Source organism: Sulfurivermis fontis (genome assembly GCF_004001245.1).
Classification (GTDB): domain Bacteria; phylum Pseudomonadota; class Gammaproteobacteria; order Thiohalomonadales; family Thiohalomonadaceae; genus Sulfurivermis; species Sulfurivermis fontis.
In genome coordinates this window covers 2,663,760-2,684,964 of sequence record NZ_AP018724.1, presented here as the reverse complement: position 1 = coordinate 2,684,964, position 21,205 = coordinate 2,663,760, and the positions used below count along the sequence as shown (strand labels likewise).

Here is a 21,205-nt window from a genome sequence, read left to right as displayed (position 1 = left end):
GGCTAGTTCCCGCGACAGAATGGATACCTCAAAGGCCGCAGACGCTGAGTCTGCGGCCTTTTTGTTTGTGCGTTTGGGGAAGGAAAAATGTCGGTACCTGCCGCCTATGTGGGCATCATCCTGATCTGGTCCACCACCCCGCTGGCCATCAAGTGGAGCAGCGCGGGGACGGGGTTTCTGTTTGCCGTGACCGCGCGCATGGCGCTGGGTACCGTGCTGAGCCTGTTGCTGCTGCGCCTGCTGCGCATTGCCGTGCCCTGGGACCGCGAGGCACGTCGAGCCTACGTCGCCGCGGCACTGGGGATCTACGGCGCCATGTTGAGCACCTACTGGGGCGCGCAGTACATCCCGTCCGGCCTTATCTCGGTGCTGTACGGTCTGATGCCGCTGTTTACCGGCGTGATGGCGGCGTGGTGGCTGAACGAGCGCAGCCTGTCACCGCTGCGCATCGTCGGCGTGCTGCTCGGCATCGCCGGTCTGGCGCTGATCTTTCTCGCCGGCCGCGCGCTGGAGCACATCGCCTGGCAGGGCATCGCGGCGGTGCTGGGCGGCGTGCTGATGCAGGCGGCGAGCGCGGTCTGGGTGAAGCGCACCGGCGCGACGCTGCACCCGATGGCCCTCAACGGCGGTGCGCTGCTGCTGGCGCTTCTCGCCTATCTGCTCACCTGGGCGGTATTCGACGGGGCCTGGCCGGTGCAGATGGATCAGCGCAGCGCCGGCGCCATCGTCTATCTGGGCGTGCTCGGCACCGTGGTCGGCTTCAATCTGTATTTCTTCGTGTTGAAGCGGCTGTCCGCCGGTGCCATTGCGGTGATCACGCTGATCACGCCGGTGCTGGCGCTGTTGCTCGGCAACTGGATCAACGCTGAGGTGGTGGAGCCGCGGGTGTGGCAGGGCACGGCCTGCATCCTCGTCGGCCTGCTGATCTACCAGTGGGGCGGCCATGTGCTGCGGCGCCTGCGGCGCGGTGCGGTCTGAAAGAGAAAGGGGGCCGGCGGCCCCCTTTCGTTGTACGGCGGTGTCTACTCTTACATGGGCTGGCGCAGGGTGAAGGCGCCGCGCACGTCGCCGGCCTTGTAGCCGCGCGCCATATCCTTGGGATACAGGGCATCGAGCTTGGCGGCAATGGCCGGGTCGATGTTGCTGCCATGGCACTTGAGGCAGGGCATCTTGTCTTCCGGCGGCATGATGATGGCCTTCATGAAGCGGAATTCCTTCTTGCCGTCGGTCTCGACCACTTCACCGAAGGCGATGCTGTCCGGGTTCTCGCCGGCCGCCTTGCGCTCCTCGAATTTCTTCAGCACGGCGGTTTCCCAGGCATCCGGGGCATTGTCGGGATTACGGGTCTTCAGGCTGGTGCGTGCCACGTCCATGCCGTGCTTGTCGGACAGTTCCTTGGCGATGCCGGGGGCGACGCGATTGCATACCTCGATGGCATTGATGGGGCCGCCCTGCTTCATGGCCGCCTCCAGCTCACCCTTCAGCTTGCCGAAAAATTCCTTTACCACAGCCTTGCTGTTTTCCACCCGTGCCTGGTTGCCGTGATTGTCGGCCAGGACCTGGCCCAGCGGGATGGCGCACAGCAGGGCGGTTGCGATAATGCGTTTCATTGTTTCCCTCCACCTTGGATTTGTTGGTTGATGCTCCGGCTCTGCGGCCGGTGGCTCATAAAAGCACAGGGTCATTCGGTACGCAAGGCCTCGACCGGATCGAGGCGGGCGGCGCGGCGTGCCGGCCAGACGCCGGCAACCAGTCCGACGGCGGCGGCGATGAGTTCGGCGCTCGCCACGTAACTCCAGGTGATGTGTACCGGCAGCGCGGGCAATGCGACACCAAGCAGCCAGGCGATGCCCAGGCCGAGCAGCAGCCCGCCCAGGCCGCCGATGGCGGCGAGCACCGTGGCCTCGCCCAGGAACAGGGCGAGGACCTGACCCTGCCGCGCGCCCAGGGCGCGCAGCAGCCCGATCTCCGGGGTGCGCTCGCGCACGGCGATGGTCATGATGGTGAAGATGCCGACACCGCCCACCAGCAGCGAAATGCCGCCCAGCGCACCGACGGCGAAGGTGAGCACATCCAGCACCGAACCGAGCACCTCCAGCATCTGCTGCTGGGTGACGAGGGTGAAGTCTTCGCGGCCGTGGCGCGCGCTGAGCACGCGGCGCACCCCCTCGACGATTTCATCGACATTGGCGCCGGCCTGATACAGCACATCGATCTCCATCAGACCGTCGCGGGCGAACAGATCCAGGGCCTTGGCGGCGGGGATGTACACCGTGTCGTCGACATCGAAGCCGAGTACCTGTCCCTTGCTGTCCATCACGCCGATGATGCGGTAGCGATCGCCGCCGACACGCAGGGTCTGACCCAGCGGATTGGCGTCGCCGAACAGTTCGCGGCGCAGCTGGCTGCCGAGCACGGCGAAGGCACGCGCGGCGCGCGGGTCATCCGGCGGCAGGAAGCGGCCGCCGGCGACGCTGAAATTGAACACCTCGGGAAAGGCGGAGCCGACGCCGTAGACATTGGTGCGCCGTTGCCGTCCGCCGGCCTCGACCAGGGCATTGCCCGCGATCACCGGCTCGACGTTGACGACGCGAGGCAGCCTTTTCAGGGCCGCGGCATCCTCCAGTGTCAGCGGCCGGGTATTGCCGAAGGCGCCGACCGATGCGCCCATGGTGGTGCTGCGGCCGGGCTGCACGGCGACCAGATTGGTGCCGAACTGGGTGAACTCGTTGAGCACATAGCGGTGGATGCCCTCGCCGATGGCGGTGAGCAAAACTACGGCGGTTATGCCGATGGCGATGCCGAGGGCGGTGAGAAAACTGCGCAGGCGTTGCGCGATCACCGAGCCGACGGTGAGGCGGATGAAGTCGCGGGCGATCATCGGCGGGCCAGCGCCTGGACCGGATCGAGACGGGAGGCGCGGCGTGCCGGCAAGACGCCGAAGGCCAGCCCGGTAACCAGCGCCACCAGGACCGCCGCGGCGATGGCCCACAGGGGGGCGCCGAAAGGCAGGGCCGGATAGAGCTGACGCAGCAGCAGGGTGGCCGCCTGGCCGAGGGCGAGGCCGATGGCGGCACCGAGCAGGGACAGCAGCGCCGCCTCGGTGAGGAACAGACGCTGGATGACGCGGGCCGGCGCGCCGAGGGCCTTGAGCAGGCCGATCTCGGCGGTGCGCTGCGCCACCGCCACCAGCATGACGTTCATGATCAGCACCCCGGCCACCACCAGGCTGATGGCGGCGATGCCGGCCACGGTCATGGTCAGCGCACCGAGGATGCGATCGAAGGTGGCAAGCACGGACTCCTGGGTGATCACCGTGACGTCCTCCTCACCGTCGTGGCGGGCCCTCAGGGTGGCGATGATGTGGCGGCGCGCCGGTTCGATGGCCTCGCGCGCCGGCGCCTCCACCAGGATGCGGAACAGCGAGGTGACGTTGAACAGCGATTGCGCCGCGGTGACCGGAATGATGGCGAGGTCGTCGGTATTCATGCCCAACGACTGCCCCTGTTCCTGCAGCACGCCGATGACATGAAAGCGGCGATCGCCGATGCGGATGCGTGCGCCCAGGGCCGGCTGGCTGCCGAACAGCTCGCGGCGCAGGCGCGCACCGAGCACCGCCACCGGTTGCGGATGGTGCACGTCGCCGGGCGGCAGGAAGCGGCCCTGTCCCATCTTGAAATGACGCACCTCATACAGCTCGTGCGTGGCGCCCATGATGACGCCGTCGCGATCGCGGCCGCCGAACGACACGGTGGCGGCACCGACGTTGATGGGGGCGACCAGGCGTACGTGGCGGCTGCGCTTGAGCGCCTCGGCATCGTCGAGGCTGAGGTCGCGCGGCGTTTCCGATACCAGCGGGGGCGCGCCGCCGGTGGTTTCGTTGCGGCCGGGCAGGACGATGAGCAGATGGGTGCCGAGGGAAGAAAACTCACCGATGACGTAGCGCCGCGCGCCTTCGCCGAGGGCGGATAGCACCACCACCGCGGCCACGCCGATGGCCATCGCCAGCAGCATCAGGCCGGTGCGCAGGCGCGCACCGCGCAGGGCGGTGAAGGCGTAGCGCAGGCGATCGTGCAGTGTCATGATGCTGTGCCCGTGTCCTCGACGATGGCGCCATCCACCATGCGCAGGCGACGGCGCGCACGCATGCCCAGTTCCGGATCATGGGTCACCACCACCAGCGTGATGCCACGGGCATTGAGCTGTTCGAGGATTTCCACCACCTCGTGACCGGAGGCACGGTCCAGGTTGCCGGTGGGCTCATCGGCGAGCAGCAGGGCCGGCTCGATGATGGTGGCGCGGCCGATGGCCACGCGCTGGCGCTGGCCGCCGGACAACTGATCCGGGCGATGGCGGGCGCGCTCGGCGAGACCGTAGGCCTGCAGCGTGCGCTGCACCTTGTCGTGGCGCTGTGCCGGCGCGACACCGGACAGCACCAGCGGCAGCTCGATGTTTTCCGCCGCGGTGAGGCGCGGGATGAGGTGAAAGAACTGGAATACGAAGCCGATGCGTTCGCGCCGCACCTGCGCCTGCTCGCTGTCGGACAGGGCGGTTACATCATGTTGCTCGAACAGGTAGCGGCCGGTGCTGGGGCGATCGAGCAGGCCGATGATGTTGAGCAGGGTGGATTTGCCGGAGCCCGAGGGGCCCATGATGGAGACGTAGTCGCCACGGGCGATGCGCAGGTTGATATTGTGCAGGGCGTGCACCTGCTGGCCGCCGACATCGAAGACGCGCTCGATCCCCTGCAGTTCGATCATTTCGCCTTCCCGGTGGCCTGTTCCACCACGGCATGGACACCGGCGCGCACCCCTTCGCGCTCGATGGAGGTGACCACCCGGTCGCCGGTGGCCAGGCCGTTCACCACCTCGGTGTACTGCCAGTTGGCGATCCCGGTTTCGATCTGCCGCTCGTGCAGCAGGTCGCCGTCGAACAGCAGCACGCGGTTGCCTTCCAGCAGGGCCTCGGTGGGGATGCGCAGCACGTTTTCCCGGCGCTCCAGGATGATCTCAACATCGGCGCTGTAGCCGGCCAGCAGTTTGGCGATGTCCTGCGGATCGTCGAACTCCACCTCCATTTCCACCGTGCGCGCCTGCTTTTCCACGTCCAGCACGTAGGGGGCGATGCGCGCCACATGGCCGGCGAAGGGGTGGTTGCCGAAGGCATCGAGCAGGATGCGCGCCGGCATGTTGACGGCGACGCGCGGCGCGTCGATTTCGTCGATGGGGGCGACGACGTAGAGACAGCTGTTGTCCACCAGGTCCACGGCCGGCGGGGTGGGGATGCCGGGTGGCGAAGGTGTGACGAACTCGCCCACCTCGCCGGTGGTTTCCGCCACCATGCCGGCAAAGGGGGCGCGCAGCAGAGTGCGCTCCAACAAGGCCTCGTTGAGGCGAACGCGATCGTTGGCGACGCGGGCGCTGGCACGTGCGGCGGTGCAGGCGGCGGCACGCGCCTGGGCGTCGGTTTCATTGCGATCGCGCTGTTCGTCGGAAACCAGGTTCTGCTTGTGCAAGGTGTTGGTACGCCGTGCCTCGCGTTGCGCCACCTCGGCCACCAGGCAGGCCTCGTCGGCGCGGGCACTTGCGGCCTGGGCCTCGCTGCGCGCCAACGCCACCTGTGCCGCCAGATCGTCGTTCCACAGGCGCAGCAGCAGCTGCCCCCCCTCTACCCGATCGCCCTTGCGCACCAGCAGTTCCGCCACCTGACCGCCCTGCGGCGGCGCCAGGCGCGCACGCCGGCAGGCCTTCACCGTGCCGGCACGCGTGTTGGTCACCGTGGCCTCGACCAGGCCGGCCTGCACTTCGCTGACGACCACGGCCACGGGCTTGGGGCGTGTCGCATACCAGCCGGCGGCAATGACGGCGAGCAGGAGGAGGGAGAACACGAACAGGCGGCGCAGTGTACGGTGCATGGCGGTCAGTGGCGTAGTTGTGCGGGTCACGGCATATCCCGTCCGCAGGCAATCGGTATACGGTAGAAACTAGCATTGCCGTCACCGAAAATGCGAGCCATGGGGCAAATTTGCCGCAAGCGGTGTCATTGCGCGGCGATTACCGATACTATTAGGCGCAGCGTGCCGGCAGGGTGCGGAAGACCAATAATCAAAGGCTATATCGGAGAAGATGCTTATGATTCTGCGTATATTGGGGGTGGTGCTTGGTGTGGCGATGGCGGCACAGGCGGCGGCCGACTCGCTGGATATCAACCTGCATGGCGATGCCCTGCGGGCAACCTACAGCCGCCCCGTCGGCGCCACACGGGGGCTGGACATGGACGTCGGTCTGCTCCATGTGGAAGAGAACCGCTATGACGCCAACGTGATCCATGCCGGGCTGCAGGTGACCGGCATGAACTGGAGCAAGCAGGGCAACTTCAATATCAGCCTGGGCGGCCGTGCCGTATTTGTCGATGTGGAGGATTTCGAGGGTGGCCACATCGCTCTCGGTGGCAGCGTGCGCTTCTCGCCGATGCCCCGCGTCGGCTTCGGCGGTTCGCTGTACTACGCGCCGAACATCACCAGCTTCCTCGATGCCGAGGAATACACGGAGTGGGGCTTGTTCGCGGATTACCAACTGCTTACCCAGGCCTATGTCTACGTAGGCTATCGCAACGTGGAAGTGGATCCCGAGAACGGCGGTTCCGCCGAACTGGATGACCATGTGCATATCGGCATGCGGATGAACTTCTGATATTGCGCGCGATGCGGAAACAAAAAGGGGGCGCTACCGGCGCCCCTTTTTTGTTTCCGCCCGGCAGAATCAGGCGGCGTTCAGGGCCGCCTCCAGTTCGGCGAAGGTCTGGGCGACCTCGGTGGTTTCGATGGTGATACCCAGCTGCTTGCTGATCTGCTTGGTGGAGAACATGCCGCGCACGATCTGGCGATCGCCTGCCGCGCGTTCCACCACCAGGGCATGCTGGCGCCCCACCCGCTTCATGGTTTCGACGATGTCGCCCACGCTGGCGTGCTCCACGTCGGGCATGCACAGCACGTCCAGCTTGTCCTGGGGGGTCATGATGTCGCGCACGAAGATATCCTCACGCTTGCCGCCCACCTCCTGCAGATACTTCATCGGTTTCTCGCCCAGGATGTCGGTGGCGGTGATGACGCCCAAGATTTCGTTGTCGCGCCCGGTGACGAACAGCAGGCGCACGCCGGAGGCGATCATGCGTTGGTTGGCGTCCTCCAGGCTGGCGCAGGGACCGATGGTCATGGCGGCCACCTTGGTGAAGTCGGTCATGACGTCGGTGGCAGGGCTGTCGGCGGTAACGCGTTCCGGCAGGCGCTGTGGCGGACGTTGGTAGGTGGCGCCGGCCTCGAGGGTCTTGTAGGACAGGGGATTGTAATTCTGGCTCATGTACGTTTCTCCAGTGGTCGCGTGGTGCTTTGTGTATTTTTACCCTGTGAAACTAGAGATAATGCAAAAAGTCCGTTTTTTCAATTCAGCCAGAACCAAATATATTTCGTCCGCCATTAGCAATTTGGGGTCATCACCTAATCGAGTGGGTTGAATCACCGATTTCTCATCTGAGCGGGGTATAGGTCAAGGCCGCCGAGATGGAAGTAGATGGCAGTACGGAAACGCTCCCGATTGCGGAACCCCCGCGCCCGGTTCTTCATGTGCTGGATGCGGCTGTTGATGCTTTCGGCATGGCCATTGTGTACCTTCAACACCACGGCATTGATGATGCCCCACAGGTGCTTCTTGATCGTTGCGGCGGTTTTCTTCACCGGCTCCAGTCGGCTGCGTACAGCCCAAGACAGCCAGCGCGTCCAGCCCTTGGCCGCCCAGGTGCGGCTGTCGTAGTGCCACAGGCCCATGGCGAATTCCTTGATGGCCCAGGCCCGCGCCGTTTTCAGGCTGCCATCGCGCAGTGCACGAAAGCGGTTCTGCTGCGCACGCGTCATGTTGGCCGGGTTGGTGAGCCAGTCATATTTGCTGCCCTTGAGGCAGTCCTCGCCCACGGCCAACAGGGAGCGATGCTCCTGTCGCCGTACCTTGTCCACCGCATCATTCAGGTACTTGGCGACATGAAACTTGTCGAAGGCGATTTTCTCCCGCGCCTGTGGGATGTGCGCCTCCGTGGCGCTGATATAGGCCGGCCACATGTCCATCGCCACCGCCTTGATGTTGGCCTTCTGCTCATCACTCAGCCCGGCATAGTAGGCCGACAGGCTCTCCGTCTTGCGGTCGTCCGCCACGTGCAGCACGACGCCACGTTCCTGGTCAGTCACCACGGTCACGTACTCGTGGCGCCGGGCGAAGGCGGTCTCGTCCACGCTCAAGTATTCCGGCGCTTGGCTCTCACGGCGGGACAGCCCGCGCTTCACCGCGCGCTGCATCACTCTGTCGATGGCGCCCCAACTCAGCTTCAATTGTCGCGCCACCGCCTGCGTGCTCGCCTCCTTCAGCCAGTCAATGAGCAGCGCCTCGAACAGCGCCGTGAAACCCGAACCCGGTTCTGCCCACGGGACCGCCACCGTGACCACCCCGTGCTCTGCACATTGCACCCGCGGCACGTCCGCTTCCAGCACCGTCTTGTACTGGCAGGTGTCCAGATGGCGCCATTGCCGACGCCTGCTGTCGTAGCCGGGGCTGGGGCGTCCACAGTGCGGACAGCTCCACGTCACTCCCGGCTCCGGGACCACGTGAATCCGAACCTCCTCGGCATCACGCAGCAACTGCACATCGGCCACCTTCCACGGCGACCGTAAGCCAAGAATCTGGGCGTATAGGTCTATGTCTCTCATGACTCAACAGGGTAAGCTACCCACTCGATACGGGGAAGAGCCGCAATTTGAATGTCATGCCCCTGGCCATCGGGAGCGTGATAAAAAAGGCCGGCTTGCGCCGGCCTTGTGCAGGGACCGCCAGGCGTCGCGTCCTAGGCGACGGTTTCCTTCAGGCCCTTCAGCGCGGTGAGTTTGACGGTGTTGCGCGCCGGCTTGGCCTTGACGGTGATCTCTTCACCGGTAAAGGGGGAGATCATCTTGCGCGCCTTGGTGGCGGGCTTCTTGTGGCGGCGGATCTTCACGCCCACTTCGGGGATGGTGAATTCGCCGGAGCCGTTCTTTTTCATGTGGGCCTCGACCATGGCGGCCATGGTGGTGAACACGGCGCCGACGTCTTTCTTGGACACGCCGGTGGCTTCGGCGATGGCGGCGATGATCTGGCTCTTGGTCTGCTTGGTGGTGATTGCCTTCAGCGGGGCGGCGGCCTTGGCCGGAGCGGCCTTCTTCGGGGCGGCCTTTACAGCTTTCTTGGCAGCGGTCTTTTTCTTTACAGCCATCTGTGATCTCCCTAGTTCGATGGTAGAAACAACTCACCGGTGAGTTGTCGTCGGCGAGTGATTTTGAAACGATAATTTGCAAAACACAAGGAAAAAAAGCGGTGCAAATCCCCTTTTTTTCCAGTTGTGCGGCCTTTTTTCGTTTTTGCCCGCCAGCGGCGGCGTGAGGAAACTGCTAGGATGCGCGGGCAGTGATGTCGGCCGAGGGAGGTGCGGTGGTGTGATTGGGGAAATCAGTGTCGAAGTTCCGGGCCAGGGGCTGCACGAGATCACGGCACGGGTGGCGGAGCTGGTGCAGCGGGCAGGTATCCGGGAGGGGCTCTGTACGGTGTTTTTGCAGCACACCTCGGCCAGTCTGCTGATCCAGGAAAATGCCGATCCGAGCGCGCGCCGTGATCTGGATCGCTGGCTCAACCGGCTGGTGCCGGAGGGCGATGCGCTCTACACCCATACCCAGGAAGGTGCCGACGACATGCCGTCCCACATCAAGACGGCACTGACGGCGGTCAGTCTGGCCATCCCGGTGGTGGACGGCCGCCTGGCCCTGGGCACCTGGCAGGGCATCTATCTGTGGGAGCATCGGCGCCATGGCGGGCGCCGGCGTTGCGTGGTGCATATCGGCACCTGACGGGGAGCGATGAATGGTTGACGTGATCTTGCAGGCGGCGGCACTCATCGTGTGCGGCGTGATGTGGCGGGTGCTGACGCCGCTGGGGCTGGAGGCGGAGCAGGTGCGGCGCAGCCTGACCGGCGTGGTCTATGTGCTGCTGCTGCCGGCCCTGGTGCTGCTGGTGCTGTGGCAGGCGCCGCTGGGACTGGATTCGGTGCGCATTGCCGTGTCGGCGGCGGCGGCCGTCGGTTTTGGCCTGCTGGCGGCCTGGCTGTGGTTCCGCCGCAGCAGCCAGCCCCATCGCGTGGTCGGTGCCCTGTTGCTGGCGGCGGCCTTTCCCAATGCCACCTATCTCGGCCTGCCGGTGCTGGAGGCGACTTTCGGCCCTTGGGCGCGCAGTGTGGCGATTCAGTACGACCTGCTCGCCTGCACGCCCCTGTTGCTGTCGGTGGGTATCTCGCTGGCGGCCTGGTACGGCGGCGGCGGGCAGAAGGAACACCCGTTGCTGGCGCTGCTCAAGGTGCCGCCGCTGTGGGCGGCGCTGGCCGGCATCGGTCTCAATCTGGCGCAGGTGCCGCTGCCGGCCATCGTGCGTTCCTGGCTCGACATGCTCGGTTCCGGCGTGGTGCCGCTGATGCTGTTTTCCCTTGGCCTCGGCCTGCGCTGGGCCGGTGCCTGGCGTCACCAGATCCCGCTGGTGCTGCCGGTGGCGGCGATACAGTTGCTGCTGACGCCGTTGCTGATCTGGGGGCTGGCCGCCGCGCTCGGCCTGCAGGGCGAAGTGCTGGCGGCGGTGGTGCTGGAGGCGGCCATGCCCAGCATGGTGCTCGGCATCGTGTTGTGCGATCGCTACCAACTGGATACCGGGCTGTATGCCATGGCGGTGACCGTTACGACGGCACTGTGCATGCTGACCCTGCCGTTGTGGTTCGTCTGGCTGTCCTGACGCGGGTGGCAGGCGGGGCGCTTAGCCCGTATGATTGGAGAGGCTGCACTCTGGCGGGTGCGGCGAAGAATAATGACAAAGGATTGAGGAGATGCGACAGGCTCTCTTTCTGCTCATGTTGCTTGCCCTGATGCCGGCCCAGGCGGAGACGGTCTATATCAGCGACGTCCTGCGCGTGGGTGTACGCGCGCAACCCAATTCCAGCGATACCCCCATCACGGTAGTGACTTCCGGCACCGAGCTGACGGTGCTGGAACGTCAGGCCGGTCATTTGCGCGTGCGCACGTCCGGCGGGGTGGAAGGCTGGATCAGCGAGGTCTATGCCACCAGCGAACTGCCGGCGCAGTTACGTCTGGAGCGGATGGAGCAGGAGCGCGATCGCTTGCAGCAGGAGTTGGCACAGCTGCGCAGCAGCAGCAGCGCGAGCGGTGCACAGGTCGAGCAGCTCACCGCGCGCATCGAGGCCTTGCAGGCTGAAAACAGCCAGTTGCAAAGCCGGATGGCGGAGTTGCAGGCGCAGTTGCAGGAGGAGGGTTCTGCCTATGGCTGGCTGTATTACGCGGCGGCACTGATCGTGCTGTTTGCCCTCGGCGTGTACCTGGGCGTGCGCTGGGACAAGGAGCGGGTGGCGCAGCGCCTGGGCGGTCTGGAACTCTGACCTAAGGAAGGTCTGAATAAGTCCATCCTGGACTTCTCAGGTCGCTCCCGCCCCTCCCTGGGCTGCGCGACATAAGTCCATCCGTGGACAAAACCACGCCAAGCGAAACGTGTGATTTTCGCTTGGCTTCATTTTTCAACGACTTATCGTCGTTGAAAAATGGCGGCACATCCCTGTGCCGCGGAAGCTCTGAACTTATTCAGAGCTTCCCTAACAGAACACCCTGGCGCCATGGGCACCGCCGCCGCGGATGTGTTCGCGGTACAGCGCCGCGAATTCCGGCACCACCGAATCCCGCACCGCCGGCCGTTGCAGCAACTGCTGCGACCAGGCCGACACCTTCGGCAGCCCCCGCAGCAGGCCCAGCGGGTGCCATCCCTCCAGCAGGTCGAGGCGCAGGAAGAACGGCGCAAAGGCCGCATCCACCAGGGCGAATTCCCTGCCGTTGAACAGCGGTCCGGCGATCTGCTGTTCCAGTTGCGCCAACTTGGCGCACAGTTCCGTGCACTGCGCATCGAAGGCGGCGGCATCGGCTGCCGCCATGGTGAGGTTGTACTGGCAGGCCAGCAGGCCGGAGGCAAACTCGATCCAGGCGCGGTTGTGCGCCTTGCGCAGCGGATCGGCGGGGTGCAGCGAAGGCGGGTTGACCTCGTCCAGGTATTCCATGATCACCGCCGACTCGAACAGCACCGTATCCCCCACCTTGAGCAGCGGCACCTTGCCCAGCGGCGAGATGCGCTGGAACCATTCCGGCGGTTCCTTCAGGTTGATGTAGGTGATGTCGAAGGGCACGCCCTTCTCCAGCAGCACGATCACCGAACGCTGTACGAAGGGACACAGTTTGAAGCTGACCAGTTCCGGTTTCATTTGATAAGTCCCAAGTCACAAGTCACAAGTGGCAAGATTCAAGTGACAAGTTTCAAGTGACAAGTTTCAAGTGACAAGTTTCAAGTGACAAGTTTCAAGTGACAAGTTTCAAGTGACAAGTTTCAAGTGACAAGTTTCAAGTGACAAGTTTCAAGTGGCAAGTTTCAAGTGGCAAGAAACGCCTCTAAAACTTGTCACTTGTAACTGGGGTTATCCGGGCGGCCAGGCGAAGTTGCGTCCCGCCAGCAGGTGCAGGTGGATGTGGAATACGGTCTGGCCCGCGGCGGCGTTGGTGTTCATCACCAGGCGGTAGCCGTCTGCGGCAAAGCCCAGCTCGGCGGCGATCCGGCGGGCGGCGAGGAACAGCCGGCCCACGGTGGCCGCATCGGCCTCGGCCAGGTCGTTGACGGTGGCGATATGGCGGCGCGGAATGATCAGGATGTGGGTCGGCGCCTGCGGGTTGAGGTCGCGGAAGGCCACCACGTGCTCGTCCTGATGGACGATGGTGGCGGGGATCTCGCCGGCGGCGATCTTGCAGAAGATGCAGTTCATGGTTGCTCCTGTGGTTTTTTGGAAGCTCTGAATAAGTTCAGAGCTTCCGCGGCACAGGGATGTGCCGCCATTTTTCAACGACGATAAGTCGTTGAAAAATGAAGCCAAGCGAAAATCACACTTTTCGCTTGGCGTGGTCTGAGAAGTCCAGGATGGACTTATTCAGACCTTCCTTTTATCTGGTGTAACCCATGGTCGCGGCCGGATCAAGCCGGATGTGCCGGCGGCGTGGCACCCTGTTATCCTATGGCCCCCTTCAGCCCCAGTTTTCCCCATGAGCAAAGCCATACCCAAAGTCGGTTTCGTCAGCCTCGGCTGCCCCAAGGCCACCGTGGATTCCGAGCGCATCCTCACCCACCTGCGCGCCGAGGGCTACCGCATCGTGCCGACCTACGACGATGCCGACCTGGTGGTGGTGAACACCTGCGGTTTCATCGACGCGGCGGTGGAGGAATCGCTGGACACCATCGGCGAGGCGCTGGCGGAAAACGGCCGGGTGATCGTCACCGGCTGCCTGGGCGCCAAGGAGGAGGTGATCCGCAGCGCCCATCCCCAGGTGCTGGCGGTGACCGGGCCCGATTCGCTGGAGCAGGTGATGGCCGCGGTGCACGGTGTGCTGCCGCCGCATCATGACCCCTACACCGACCTGGTGCCGCCCGGCGGCATCAAGCTGACGCCGCGCCACTACGCCTACATCAAGATCGCCGAGGGCTGCAATCAGCGCTGCACCTTCTGCATCATCCCGTCGATGCGCGGTGACCTGGTGAGCCGGCCGGCGGGCGAGATACTGGAGGAGGCGGAAAAGCTGGTGGGCGCCGGCGTGAAGGAACTGCTCATCGTGGCGCAGGACACCGCCGCCTACGGCGTCGACCTCAAGTACCGCACCGGCTTCTGGCACGGCAAGCCGGTGAAGAGCCGCATCACCGAACTGGCGCGCAACCTCGGCTCGCTCGGCGCCTGGGTACGCCTGCACTATGTCTATCCCTATCCGCATGTGGACGAGCTGGTGGAGCTGATGGCCGAGGGGGTAATCCTGCCCTACCTCGATGTGCCCTTGCAGCATGCCAGTCCCGCCATCCTCAAGGCCATGCGCCGTCCCGGCAATATCGAGAACACCCTGCAGCGCATCGGGCAGTGGCGTGCCACCTGCCCGGATCTGACCCTGCGTTCCACCTTCATCGTCGGCTTTCCCGGTGAGACGGAGGCGGATTTCGAGCAACTGCTTTCCTTCATCGAGGCGGCACGACTGGATCGCGTCGGTGCCTTTGCCTATTCACCGGTGGAGGGGGCCCCGGCCAATGCCCTGGCCAACCCGGTGCCGGAGGAGATCAAGGAAGAGCGGCTGGAGCGTTTCATGGAACTGCAGGCGGCGATCAGCGCCGACAAGTTGCAGGACAAGGTGGGGCGCACGCTCACCGTGCTGGTGGACGAGGTGGGCGAGGAGGAGGCCTATGGCCGCTCCAGCGCCGATGCGCCGGAGATCGACGGCATGGTGATCATCGAGAACGGCGCCGACCTGCGGAGCGGACAGTTCGTCGCAGTGGAGATCACCGCCGCCGGCGAACACGACCTGTTCGGCGCGGTCGTGTCCGCCTGAGGTATTTCTCAGCGCCAGTCGCTCCAGCTCTGGCGCTTGCGCAGCTTGGGCAGGATCAGGCCGAGCAGTATGCCGCCGAACAGCACGCCGGCGCCGGCCAGGAACCAGTCGCGGTTGGCACGATCACGCAGGGCGGTGTTTTCCTCGCTCAGCATGCGGGCATTGAGCTCCAGCTCCTGCAGGCGCTTGCCCATTTCCTGATTCTGTTTTTCCAGCTCCAGCGGCCGTGCGGCGACGGCCTTCAGCCGCTCCAGTTCACCTTGCAGCCTTTCCACCGTGCTGCTGGCTTGTTTGTGTTCGCCTTCCACGGTGCGTTTTTCACTGCGCAGCGCCGCCAGCTCCTTCTTGAGTTGTTGATTCTCCGTTTCGAAACGGGCCAGGCGCTGCTCTGCCTGGGCCAGGCGATCGCGGGCCACGGGGGTGGGGGTGAGGTATTGGCTCAGCACCCAGCCCTCGGTACCGTCGGGGGTGCGCACGCGGGCGTACTTGTCGTCGCGTTCCAGTATCTCGAGGGCGGTACCGGAGGTAAGGGTGCGCAGAATTTGGTAGCTATTGCCCTGACCGGTGCGCAGGGTTATGACGAGGGTGTCATCGACGTAATTGGTTTCGGCCAGGCCCGCCGTCGCAACGGCGCACAGCAGCACGAACAGGATGCCTCTCATGGTGTGTCTTCCTCGTGGCTAAAACCCACGTATTGTTTGCAACGGCGCCGGCGGGGAAAGTGTCGACAGTCACAGTTCCGGGCAGCCGCCCCGTCTCGTGGCGCATGTGTAGCACGATTCGGGGCGGAGATGTAGGCCGGACTGTCGTCCGGCCGGGCGGGCTAGTCGGCGCGGCGTGCCAGTACGGCGGGCAGGTCGCGGCTGGGGTGGCCGATGTGGTAGCCCTGGGCATAGGGGATGCCGGCCTGGCGGATGTGTTCCAGCACCTCCTCGTTTTCCACGAATTCGGCCAGGGCCTGGATGCCGAGCTGCTGGGCCAGGTCGGCGATGCTGTGGACGAAGGCGCGGTCGCGCGGGTCGTTGATCATGTTGACGATGAAGTCGCCCTCGATCTTGACGTAGTCGATGGGGAAGCGCTTCAGGTAGTGGAAGGAGGAGAAGCCGGAGCCGAAGTCGTCGATGGCGAGACCAAAGCCTTCCAGCTTGAGGTCGTTGACGAACTGCTCCAGCAGGGTGATGTTTTTCACCGTGTCGCGCTCGGTGATCTCGAATACCACCTGCTCCGGCGGGATGTGGTAGCTGGTGGTGAGACGCTTCACCTCGGGAATGAATTCGTTCAGCACCAGGGCGCGCGGTGACAGGTTGACGAAGATCTTGCCGTGGTAGCCGGTCTTCTGCACCTGCTCGAAGGACTTCTCCATCACCACGTAGTCCAGCTTGTGGATCAGGCCGGTCTTTTCGGCTATCTCGATGAATTCGTGGGCCCCCATTACCTGGGCACCCTCCAGGTGGATACGCGACAGCACTTCCACTGCAATCACTTCATTGCTGCTGACGTCGAGGATCGGCTGGAAGTAGGGCACCACCCGCTTGTCGGTGATGGCGTTGGCGATGATCAGGCTCTTCTCGCCGATGCTGCGGAACACCTCGACGACGTCGTCGGCGGTGGGGAAACCGATGCGGTTTTTGCCGCCCGTCTTGGCCTTGTACATCATGTTGTCGGCAAACAGGAACAGGTCCTTGGGGTCCTTGGCGTGCTCCGGATAGATCGCGATGCCAATGGATACCGTGGCCTGTACGGTGGCCAGATCGGGGGATTGCAGGCTGAGGTCGGCACTGTTGGCGAGGATGCGTTCACTTACCGCATAGGCCTGTTCCGCCCCGCTCTCCGGCAGCACCACCACGAACTCGTCGCCGCCGTAGCGCGCCAGGATGTCGCCGGTGCGCAGGGCGCCGTGGATGCTGGTGGCGAAGGCCTGCAGGAAGCGATCGCCGAAGGCATGGCCGTAGCTGTCGTTGATGGCCTTGAAGTTGTCCAGGTCGATGACCAGCACGGCGAACTGGTAGCTGTGGCGCTCGGCGCGGCTCACCTCGTAGCCGAGCATCTCCCAGAACAGGCGCTGGTTGTACAGGTTGGTGAGCGGGTCGCGCGTGGCATAGAACTCAAGGTCCTTGGTGTATTTGTAGATGGCCTTCACCGAACCGACGACGTTGAGCAGGGTGGAGAGGATGCTCTCGATCACCAGCATGCGCATTTCGTCGCGCTTCAGCGCCGCGTGCACGCCGATGCCGACGATGCCGCCGATCTTCGGCGTGTCCACCAGCAGGGTCTTGGTCTGCAGCTCGATGCCGGCATGATCCAGCACGATCTCCGGGCCGTCGGCCTGGGCGATATTGTGGTTGATGGTGACGGTGCTGACGTCGCTGAACTGGCTGCTGTTGGCCAGGATGCGGCGTACCGACTCTTCCATCATGGCGCGGGTGGCGGCGGAGGGCGGGCGGATCCAGAAGATATCCAGATCGAACAGCTCGTCGTCCACCTTGAAGATGGAGAACAGGGTGTAGGCGTCGATGACCTTGTTGATGTCCACCATCAGGTAGCCGACATACTCGCGCCAGTCGCGCACCACCTCGGAGGTGATGACGAATTTCTCCAGCAGGCGGATCTCGAACTCCAGCAGCTCCTTGTCCACCGCCACTCCGCGCAGTTTGGCGGCCAGTTCCTCCACCTTGGCGAACAGGGTGTTCAATTCATTGAAGCCGAGGTCGACCTGTTGCAATTCGATGTGGGTGAGATCGGACACCTTGTTCACGGTGTCGATGTTGCCCTGCAGCATGGCGAGGGAGTCGTTGATGCGGCGGTTGAGGAACAGGGCCACGCCAAGGGCGACGACGAAGGGCAGCGGGGCGATGAGCAGCAGGGGCAGCAGCAGGTCCGCCTTCGCCTTGGCCACCAAGGGGGCCAGTTCCTGATGCACGGTGATCACGCCGAGCACGTCGCCGCTTTTGGCATTGCTGTGGCAGCGCAGGCATTCGACGCGGGCGACCAGGGGGCGTGCGCTGCGCACGCCGCCGGGGACTTCCTCGCTCTGCGGTTTGCCGCGGAACAGGGTGCGCTCCACCAGCGGGTCGATGGGCGGCTGCTGTATGGTGCCGAAGCGCTCGCTGACCAGAGCGCCGCGATAGATGGTGACTTTGTAGGTGGCGTCTTCGGCAGAGGACTGGATGGCGCCGATGAATTCCTCCAGCTGCTCGCGGGTCCAGCCGCGGCGCATGATCTGGTACATGGCATTGAAGGTGCCCTGGGCCACGGTGTCGGCCAGGGCGGCGGCACTTTCGTTGACGGCACGGTCATAGACACGCGTCGTGGCCAGGTACATGCCGAGGAACAGTACCAGGGACACGCCCAGGGCGGCGGTCAGGATGAACGCCTTGATGGTTTTGAGCGAAGACATACGACCCCTGCATCCGGTGCGACCCAGTCCTTGCTGGTCGCTTGTTATTTGGACACCCCGCCGGTGGGTCGGCGGGCAGCGCATCGATTCTCACACATTTCCTGTGTTAATACGACGACCCCGGGCACCCTAGCACAGGCGCGGTGGGCGGACGTTTGACGTGTATCAAATGGGGCAGACCGGGAGGCCGCCGTCGCGGGCGACCGTATCCCTGTGCCGCGGAAGCTCCGGACTCATTCAGAGCTTCCCTATGGCACATCACCCCAACGGAGACGCTGAATTTGCGATAATGCCGGTCCGTCATTCCCGTTGGTGCCGACCATGGAGCTTGCCCCGCTGTTGTTGAAAAAGAACGAAGAACGCCGTCTGCGTCAGGGGCATCTGTGGGTGTACAGCAACGAGGTGAACGTGGAGCGCACTCCGCTCACCGCCTTCACCCCCGGCCAGCCGGTGCAAATCATTGCCAGCGACGGCAAGGCGCTGGGCACGGGCTATGTGAATCCTCACTCACTGATTTGCGCACGCCTGGTCAGCCGCGACCCGGCCCAGAGGCTGGACCGCTCTCTTTTGGTGCATCGTCTCAATGTCGCCCTGGCGCTGCGCGAGCGCCTGTATGCCGAGCCTTATTACCGCCTGGTCTACGGCGAGGGCGATCTGCTGCCGGGGCTGGTGGTGGACCGTTTCGGCGACGTGCTGGTGGCGCAGATCACCACCGCCGGCATGGAGGTGCTGAAGGAGGATGTAGTGGCGGCGCTGGACAAGGTGGTGAAGCCGCGGGCGATCCTGCTGCGCAACGACAGCGCGGCGCGGGCACCGGAGGGGCTGGACAGCTACGTGGCGACGGCGCTGGGTGAGGCGCCGGACAGGGTGGCGGTGGTGGAGAACGGCGTGCGCTATGAGGCGCCGCTGCTCACCGGCCAGAAGACCGGCTGGTTCTATGACCACCGCGACAACCGCGCGCGCATGCAGCGCTATGTGCGCGGCGGCCGCGTGCTGGACGTGTTCAGCTACATCGGCGGCTGGGGCATCGCCGCCGCGGTGGCCGGCGCGGCGCAGGTGACCTGCGTGGATGCCTCCGGCCCGGCCCTGGATCAGGTGCGGCGCAATGCGGAGTTGAACGGCGTGGCGGACCGGGTGGACGCCATCGAGGGCGATGCCTTCGAGGCGCTCAAGGCGCTGCGCGCCGACAAGGCGCGCTATGACGTGGTGATCGTCGATCCGCCGGCCTTCATCAAGCGCAAGAAGGACGCCAAGGAAGGCATCCAGGCCTACCGCCGCATCAACCAGGCGGCGCTGCAGCTGCTCGGCAAGGACGGCATCCTCGTCGCCGCCTCCTGTTCGTTCCACCTGCAGCGCGAGGTGTTCCTCGACCTGCTGCACCAGAGCGCGCGGCATCTCGATCGCCAATTGCAGATCCTGGAACAGGGCCACCAGGGCCCGGACCATCCGCTGCACCCGGCGATCCCCGAGACCGAATACATCAAGTGCTTTACCGCGCGGTCGGTGATGTTGTGAATCAGTTGCAAGAGACAAGTGGCAAGTTGCAAGTGAAAAGAGGGGCAGTTACTTGTCACTTGGAACTTGTAACTTGCAACTGTCTTTAAGGATACTGCCCCGATGCTGACCTATCCCGACATCGACCCGGTCGCCTTCAATCTCGGCCCGCTCAAGGTGCATTGGTATGGCCTGATGTATCTGGTCGGCTTCGCCAGCGGCTGGTGGCTGGGGCGCTGGCGGGCACAACGCCCCGGTGCAGTGATGACGCCGGCCCAGGTGGACGATCTGGTGTTCTATGTCGCCCTCGGCGTGGTGCTGGGCGGGCGCATCGGCTATGTGCTGTTCTACAACTTCTCCGCCTTCTTGGCCGAGCCGCTGCTGTTGTTCAAGGTGTGGCAGGGTGGCATGTCGTTCCACGGCGGCCTGCTCGGCGTGCTGGTGGCCTTGGGGCTGTTCGCGCGTAAACTCGGGCTGCACTACTTCGCGGTGGTGGACTTCATCGCGCCGCTGGTGCCCATCGGTCTCGGCGCCGGCCGCATCGGCAACTTCATCAACGGCGAGCTGTGGGGCAAGGTGAGCGACGTGCCCTGGGCGACGGTGTTTCCCGGCGCCGGGCCGCTGCCGCGCCATCCCAATCAGTTGTATGAATTCCTGCTGGAGGGCGTCCTGCTGTTCGCCATCCTGTGGCTGTATTCCAGCCGGCCGCGGCCGGTGATGGCGGTGTCCGGCCTGTTCGCCATCTGTTATGCGACGTTCCGTTTCCTGGTGGAGTTCGTGCGCGAGCCGGATGCCCATCTCGGCTATCTGGCCTTCGGCTGGCTGACCATGGGGCAGGTATTGTCGCTGCCGCTGTTGCTGGCCGGTATCGTATTGATGGTGCTGGCGCTAAAAAGGGGGAGAGCATGAAGCAGTATCTGGATCTGATGCGCCATGTGCTGGAGCACGGCACGCGTAAGGAAGATCGTACCGGCACCGGGACGGTGAGCGTGTTTGGTTATCAAATGCGCTTCAACCTGGCCGAGGGGTTTCCGCTGCTCACCACCAAGAAGGTGTTTCTCAAGGGCATCATTCACGAGTTGCTCTGGTTTCTGGCCGGCGATACCAACATCAAGTATCTGGTCGATAACGGCGTCGGCATCTGGAATGAGTGGCCGCATGCGGTCTATGTGAAGAGCACGGGCGACAACATGGCGCTGGCCGATTTCGTCGCCCGTATCCGCGACGATGCGGAGTTCGCGCGTCGGTGGGGCGGCATCGGTCCCGGTTATGGTCACCAGTGGCGTTCCTGGCCGACACCCGACGGCGGCACCATCGATCAGATCAGCCAGGTGGTACAGCAGATCCGGAACAACCCCGATTCCCGCCGCATCATCGTCTCGGCCTGGAACGTGGCCGAAGTGGAAAAAATGGCCCTGCCGCCCTGTCATACCCTGTTCCAGTTCTATGTCGCCGACGGCCGGCTGTCCTGCCAGTTGTATCAGCGCAGCGCCGATATCTTCCTCGGCGTGCCGTTCAACATCGCCTCTTACGCCTTGCTCACCATGATGGTGGCGCAGGTCACCGGGCTGAAGCCGGGCGACTTCGTGCATACCTTGGGCGATGCCCATCTCTATCTCAATCATCTGGAGCAGGCGCAGACGCAGCTGGCGCGCACGCCGTATCCGTTGCCACAGATGAAAATCAATCCTGCGGTGACATCGTTGTTCGACTTCAAGTTCGAGGATTTCGAGCTGGTCGGCTACACGTGCCATCCGGCCATCAAGGCGCCCGTAGCGGTATAAAACCGCAGT

Annotated in this window: 21 protein-coding genes; 9 read left to right on the top strand and 12 right to left on the bottom strand. The window is 64.3% G+C overall.

What is annotated here, in order from left to right:
• The first annotated feature begins 87 nt into the window (after positions 1-87).
• Positions 88-978: a DMT family transporter gene (locus EP379_RS13415; protein ID WP_127478281.1), complete on the top strand. Its 891-nt coding sequence runs from the start codon at positions 88-90 to the stop codon at positions 976-978.
• A gap of 50 nt (positions 979-1,028) precedes the next feature.
• Here the strand turns inward: EP379_RS13415 and EP379_RS13410 are convergent, their stop codons facing one another.
• From EP379_RS13410 to EP379_RS13390, 5 genes are all read right to left on the bottom strand, one after another.
• On the bottom strand, positions 1,029-1,610 hold the full coding sequence (locus EP379_RS13410; RefSeq protein WP_127478280.1) for a Tll0287-like domain-containing protein: 582 nt from the start codon (positions 1,608-1,610) through the stop codon (positions 1,029-1,031).
• A gap of 71 nt (positions 1,611-1,681) precedes the next feature.
• On the bottom strand, positions 1,682-2,881 hold the full coding sequence (locus EP379_RS13405; RefSeq protein WP_127478279.1) for an ABC transporter permease: 1,200 nt from the start codon (positions 2,879-2,881) through the stop codon (positions 1,682-1,684).
• Positions 2,878-4,083: an ABC transporter permease gene (locus EP379_RS13400; RefSeq protein ID WP_127478278.1), complete on the bottom strand. Its 1,206-nt coding sequence runs from the start codon at positions 4,081-4,083 to the stop codon at positions 2,878-2,880. Before EP379_RS13400 ends, EP379_RS13405 begins: the two co-directional genes overlap by 4 nt.
• Positions 4,080-4,760 carry an ABC transporter ATP-binding protein gene (locus tag EP379_RS13395; RefSeq protein WP_127478277.1) on the bottom strand — a complete coding sequence of 227 codons (681 nt, stop codon included), beginning with the start codon at positions 4,758-4,760 and terminating at the stop codon, positions 4,080-4,082. Before EP379_RS13395 ends, EP379_RS13400 begins: the two co-directional genes overlap by 4 nt.
• Positions 4,757-5,944, bottom strand: a complete 1,188-nt coding sequence (locus tag EP379_RS13390) for an efflux RND transporter periplasmic adaptor subunit (protein WP_232023913.1) — start codon at positions 5,942-5,944, stop codon at positions 4,757-4,759. The genes EP379_RS13395 and EP379_RS13390 overlap by 4 nt, the downstream gene beginning before the upstream one ends.
• Before the next feature lie 187 nt (positions 5,945-6,131).
• Here EP379_RS13390 and EP379_RS13385 point away from each other — a divergent pair, with 187 nt between their 5' ends.
• Complete coding sequence (locus EP379_RS13385; RefSeq protein ID WP_172600490.1) at positions 6,132-6,692, top strand: YfaZ family outer membrane protein; 561 nt, start codon at positions 6,132-6,134, stop codon at positions 6,690-6,692.
• 69 nt (positions 6,693-6,761) lie between these two features.
• Here the strand turns inward: EP379_RS13385 and EP379_RS13380 are convergent, their stop codons facing one another.
• From EP379_RS13380 to EP379_RS13370, 3 genes are all read right to left on the bottom strand, one after another.
• Positions 6,762-7,358, bottom strand: coding sequence for a CBS domain-containing protein (locus tag EP379_RS13380; RefSeq protein ID WP_127478275.1), 597 nt, complete (start codon positions 7,356-7,358; stop codon positions 6,762-6,764).
• 155 nt (positions 7,359-7,513) lie between these two features.
• Complete coding sequence (locus tag EP379_RS13375; RefSeq protein ID WP_127474685.1) at positions 7,514-8,752, bottom strand: ISL3 family transposase; 1,239 nt, start codon at positions 8,750-8,752, stop codon at positions 7,514-7,516.
• Positions 8,753-8,886: 134 nt separating this feature from the next.
• A complete protein-coding gene (locus EP379_RS13370) occupies positions 8,887-9,291 on the bottom strand; it encodes an HU family DNA-binding protein (protein ID WP_127478274.1) in 405 nt (134 codons plus the stop codon).
• Between the two features lie 220 nt (positions 9,292-9,511).
• On the opposite strand from EP379_RS13370, the gene EP379_RS13365 reads away from it, so the two are divergent.
• The 3 genes from EP379_RS13365 to EP379_RS13355 all read left to right on the top strand — a co-directional run bounded on the left by EP379_RS13365 (position 9,512) and on the right by EP379_RS13355 (position 11,505).
• Positions 9,512-9,919, top strand: a complete 408-nt coding sequence (locus EP379_RS13365) for a secondary thiamine-phosphate synthase enzyme YjbQ (protein ID WP_127478273.1) — start codon at positions 9,512-9,514, stop codon at positions 9,917-9,919.
• A gap of 13 nt (positions 9,920-9,932) precedes the next feature.
• Positions 9,933-10,847: an AEC family transporter gene (locus tag EP379_RS13360; protein WP_127478272.1), complete on the top strand. Its 915-nt coding sequence runs from the start codon at positions 9,933-9,935 to the stop codon at positions 10,845-10,847.
• A 91-nt stretch (positions 10,848-10,938) separates the two neighbouring features.
• Positions 10,939-11,505: a TIGR04211 family SH3 domain-containing protein gene (locus EP379_RS13355; protein ID WP_127478271.1), complete on the top strand. Its 567-nt coding sequence runs from the start codon at positions 10,939-10,941 to the stop codon at positions 11,503-11,505.
• 210 nt (positions 11,506-11,715) lie between these two features.
• Here the strand turns inward: EP379_RS13355 and EP379_RS13350 are convergent, their stop codons facing one another.
• The gene (locus EP379_RS13350) at positions 11,716-12,372 is read right to left on the bottom strand and encodes a glutathione S-transferase family protein (RefSeq protein ID WP_127478270.1); all 657 of its coding nucleotides are present in this window, start codon (positions 12,370-12,372) and stop codon (positions 11,716-11,718) included.
• A 210-nt stretch (positions 12,373-12,582) separates the two neighbouring features.
• Positions 12,583-12,924: a histidine triad nucleotide-binding protein gene (locus EP379_RS13345; RefSeq protein ID WP_127478269.1), complete on the bottom strand. Its 342-nt coding sequence runs from the start codon at positions 12,922-12,924 to the stop codon at positions 12,583-12,585.
• A 274-nt stretch (positions 12,925-13,198) separates the two neighbouring features.
• On the opposite strand from EP379_RS13345, the gene rimO reads away from it, so the two are divergent.
• The gene (rimO, locus tag EP379_RS13340) at positions 13,199-14,521 is read left to right on the top strand and encodes a 30S ribosomal protein S12 methylthiotransferase RimO (protein ID WP_127478268.1); all 1,323 of its coding nucleotides are present in this window, start codon (positions 13,199-13,201) and stop codon (positions 14,519-14,521) included.
• Between the two features lie 8 nt (positions 14,522-14,529).
• On the opposite strand, the gene EP379_RS13335 is transcribed toward rimO, so the two are convergent.
• Both EP379_RS13335 and EP379_RS13330 read right to left on the bottom strand, forming a co-directional pair.
• Entirely contained in the window at positions 14,530-15,183 is a 654-nt protein-coding gene (locus EP379_RS13335) for a TIGR04211 family SH3 domain-containing protein (RefSeq protein ID WP_127478267.1), read from the bottom strand.
• A 161-nt stretch (positions 15,184-15,344) separates the two neighbouring features.
• Positions 15,345-17,918, bottom strand: coding sequence for a putative bifunctional diguanylate cyclase/phosphodiesterase (locus EP379_RS13330; RefSeq protein ID WP_127478266.1), 2,574 nt, complete (start codon positions 17,916-17,918; stop codon positions 15,345-15,347).
• 321 nt (positions 17,919-18,239) lie between these two features.
• Here EP379_RS13330 and EP379_RS13325 point away from each other — a divergent pair, with 321 nt between their 5' ends.
• The 3 genes from EP379_RS13325 to thyA all read left to right on the top strand — a co-directional run bounded on the left by EP379_RS13325 (position 18,240) and on the right by thyA (position 21,196).
• The gene (locus EP379_RS13325; RefSeq protein WP_127478265.1) at positions 18,240-19,433 is read left to right on the top strand and encodes a class I SAM-dependent rRNA methyltransferase; all 1,194 of its coding nucleotides are present in this window, start codon (positions 18,240-18,242) and stop codon (positions 19,431-19,433) included.
• 102 nt (positions 19,434-19,535) lie between these two features.
• Complete coding sequence (gene lgt, locus EP379_RS13320; protein ID WP_127478264.1) at positions 19,536-20,321, top strand: prolipoprotein diacylglyceryl transferase; 786 nt, start codon at positions 19,536-19,538, stop codon at positions 20,319-20,321.
• Positions 20,318-21,196, top strand: coding sequence for a thymidylate synthase (thyA, locus tag EP379_RS13315; protein ID WP_127478263.1), 879 nt, complete (start codon positions 20,318-20,320; stop codon positions 21,194-21,196). Before lgt ends, thyA begins: the two co-directional genes overlap by 4 nt.
• The last annotated feature ends 9 nt before the right edge of the window (positions 21,197-21,205 follow it).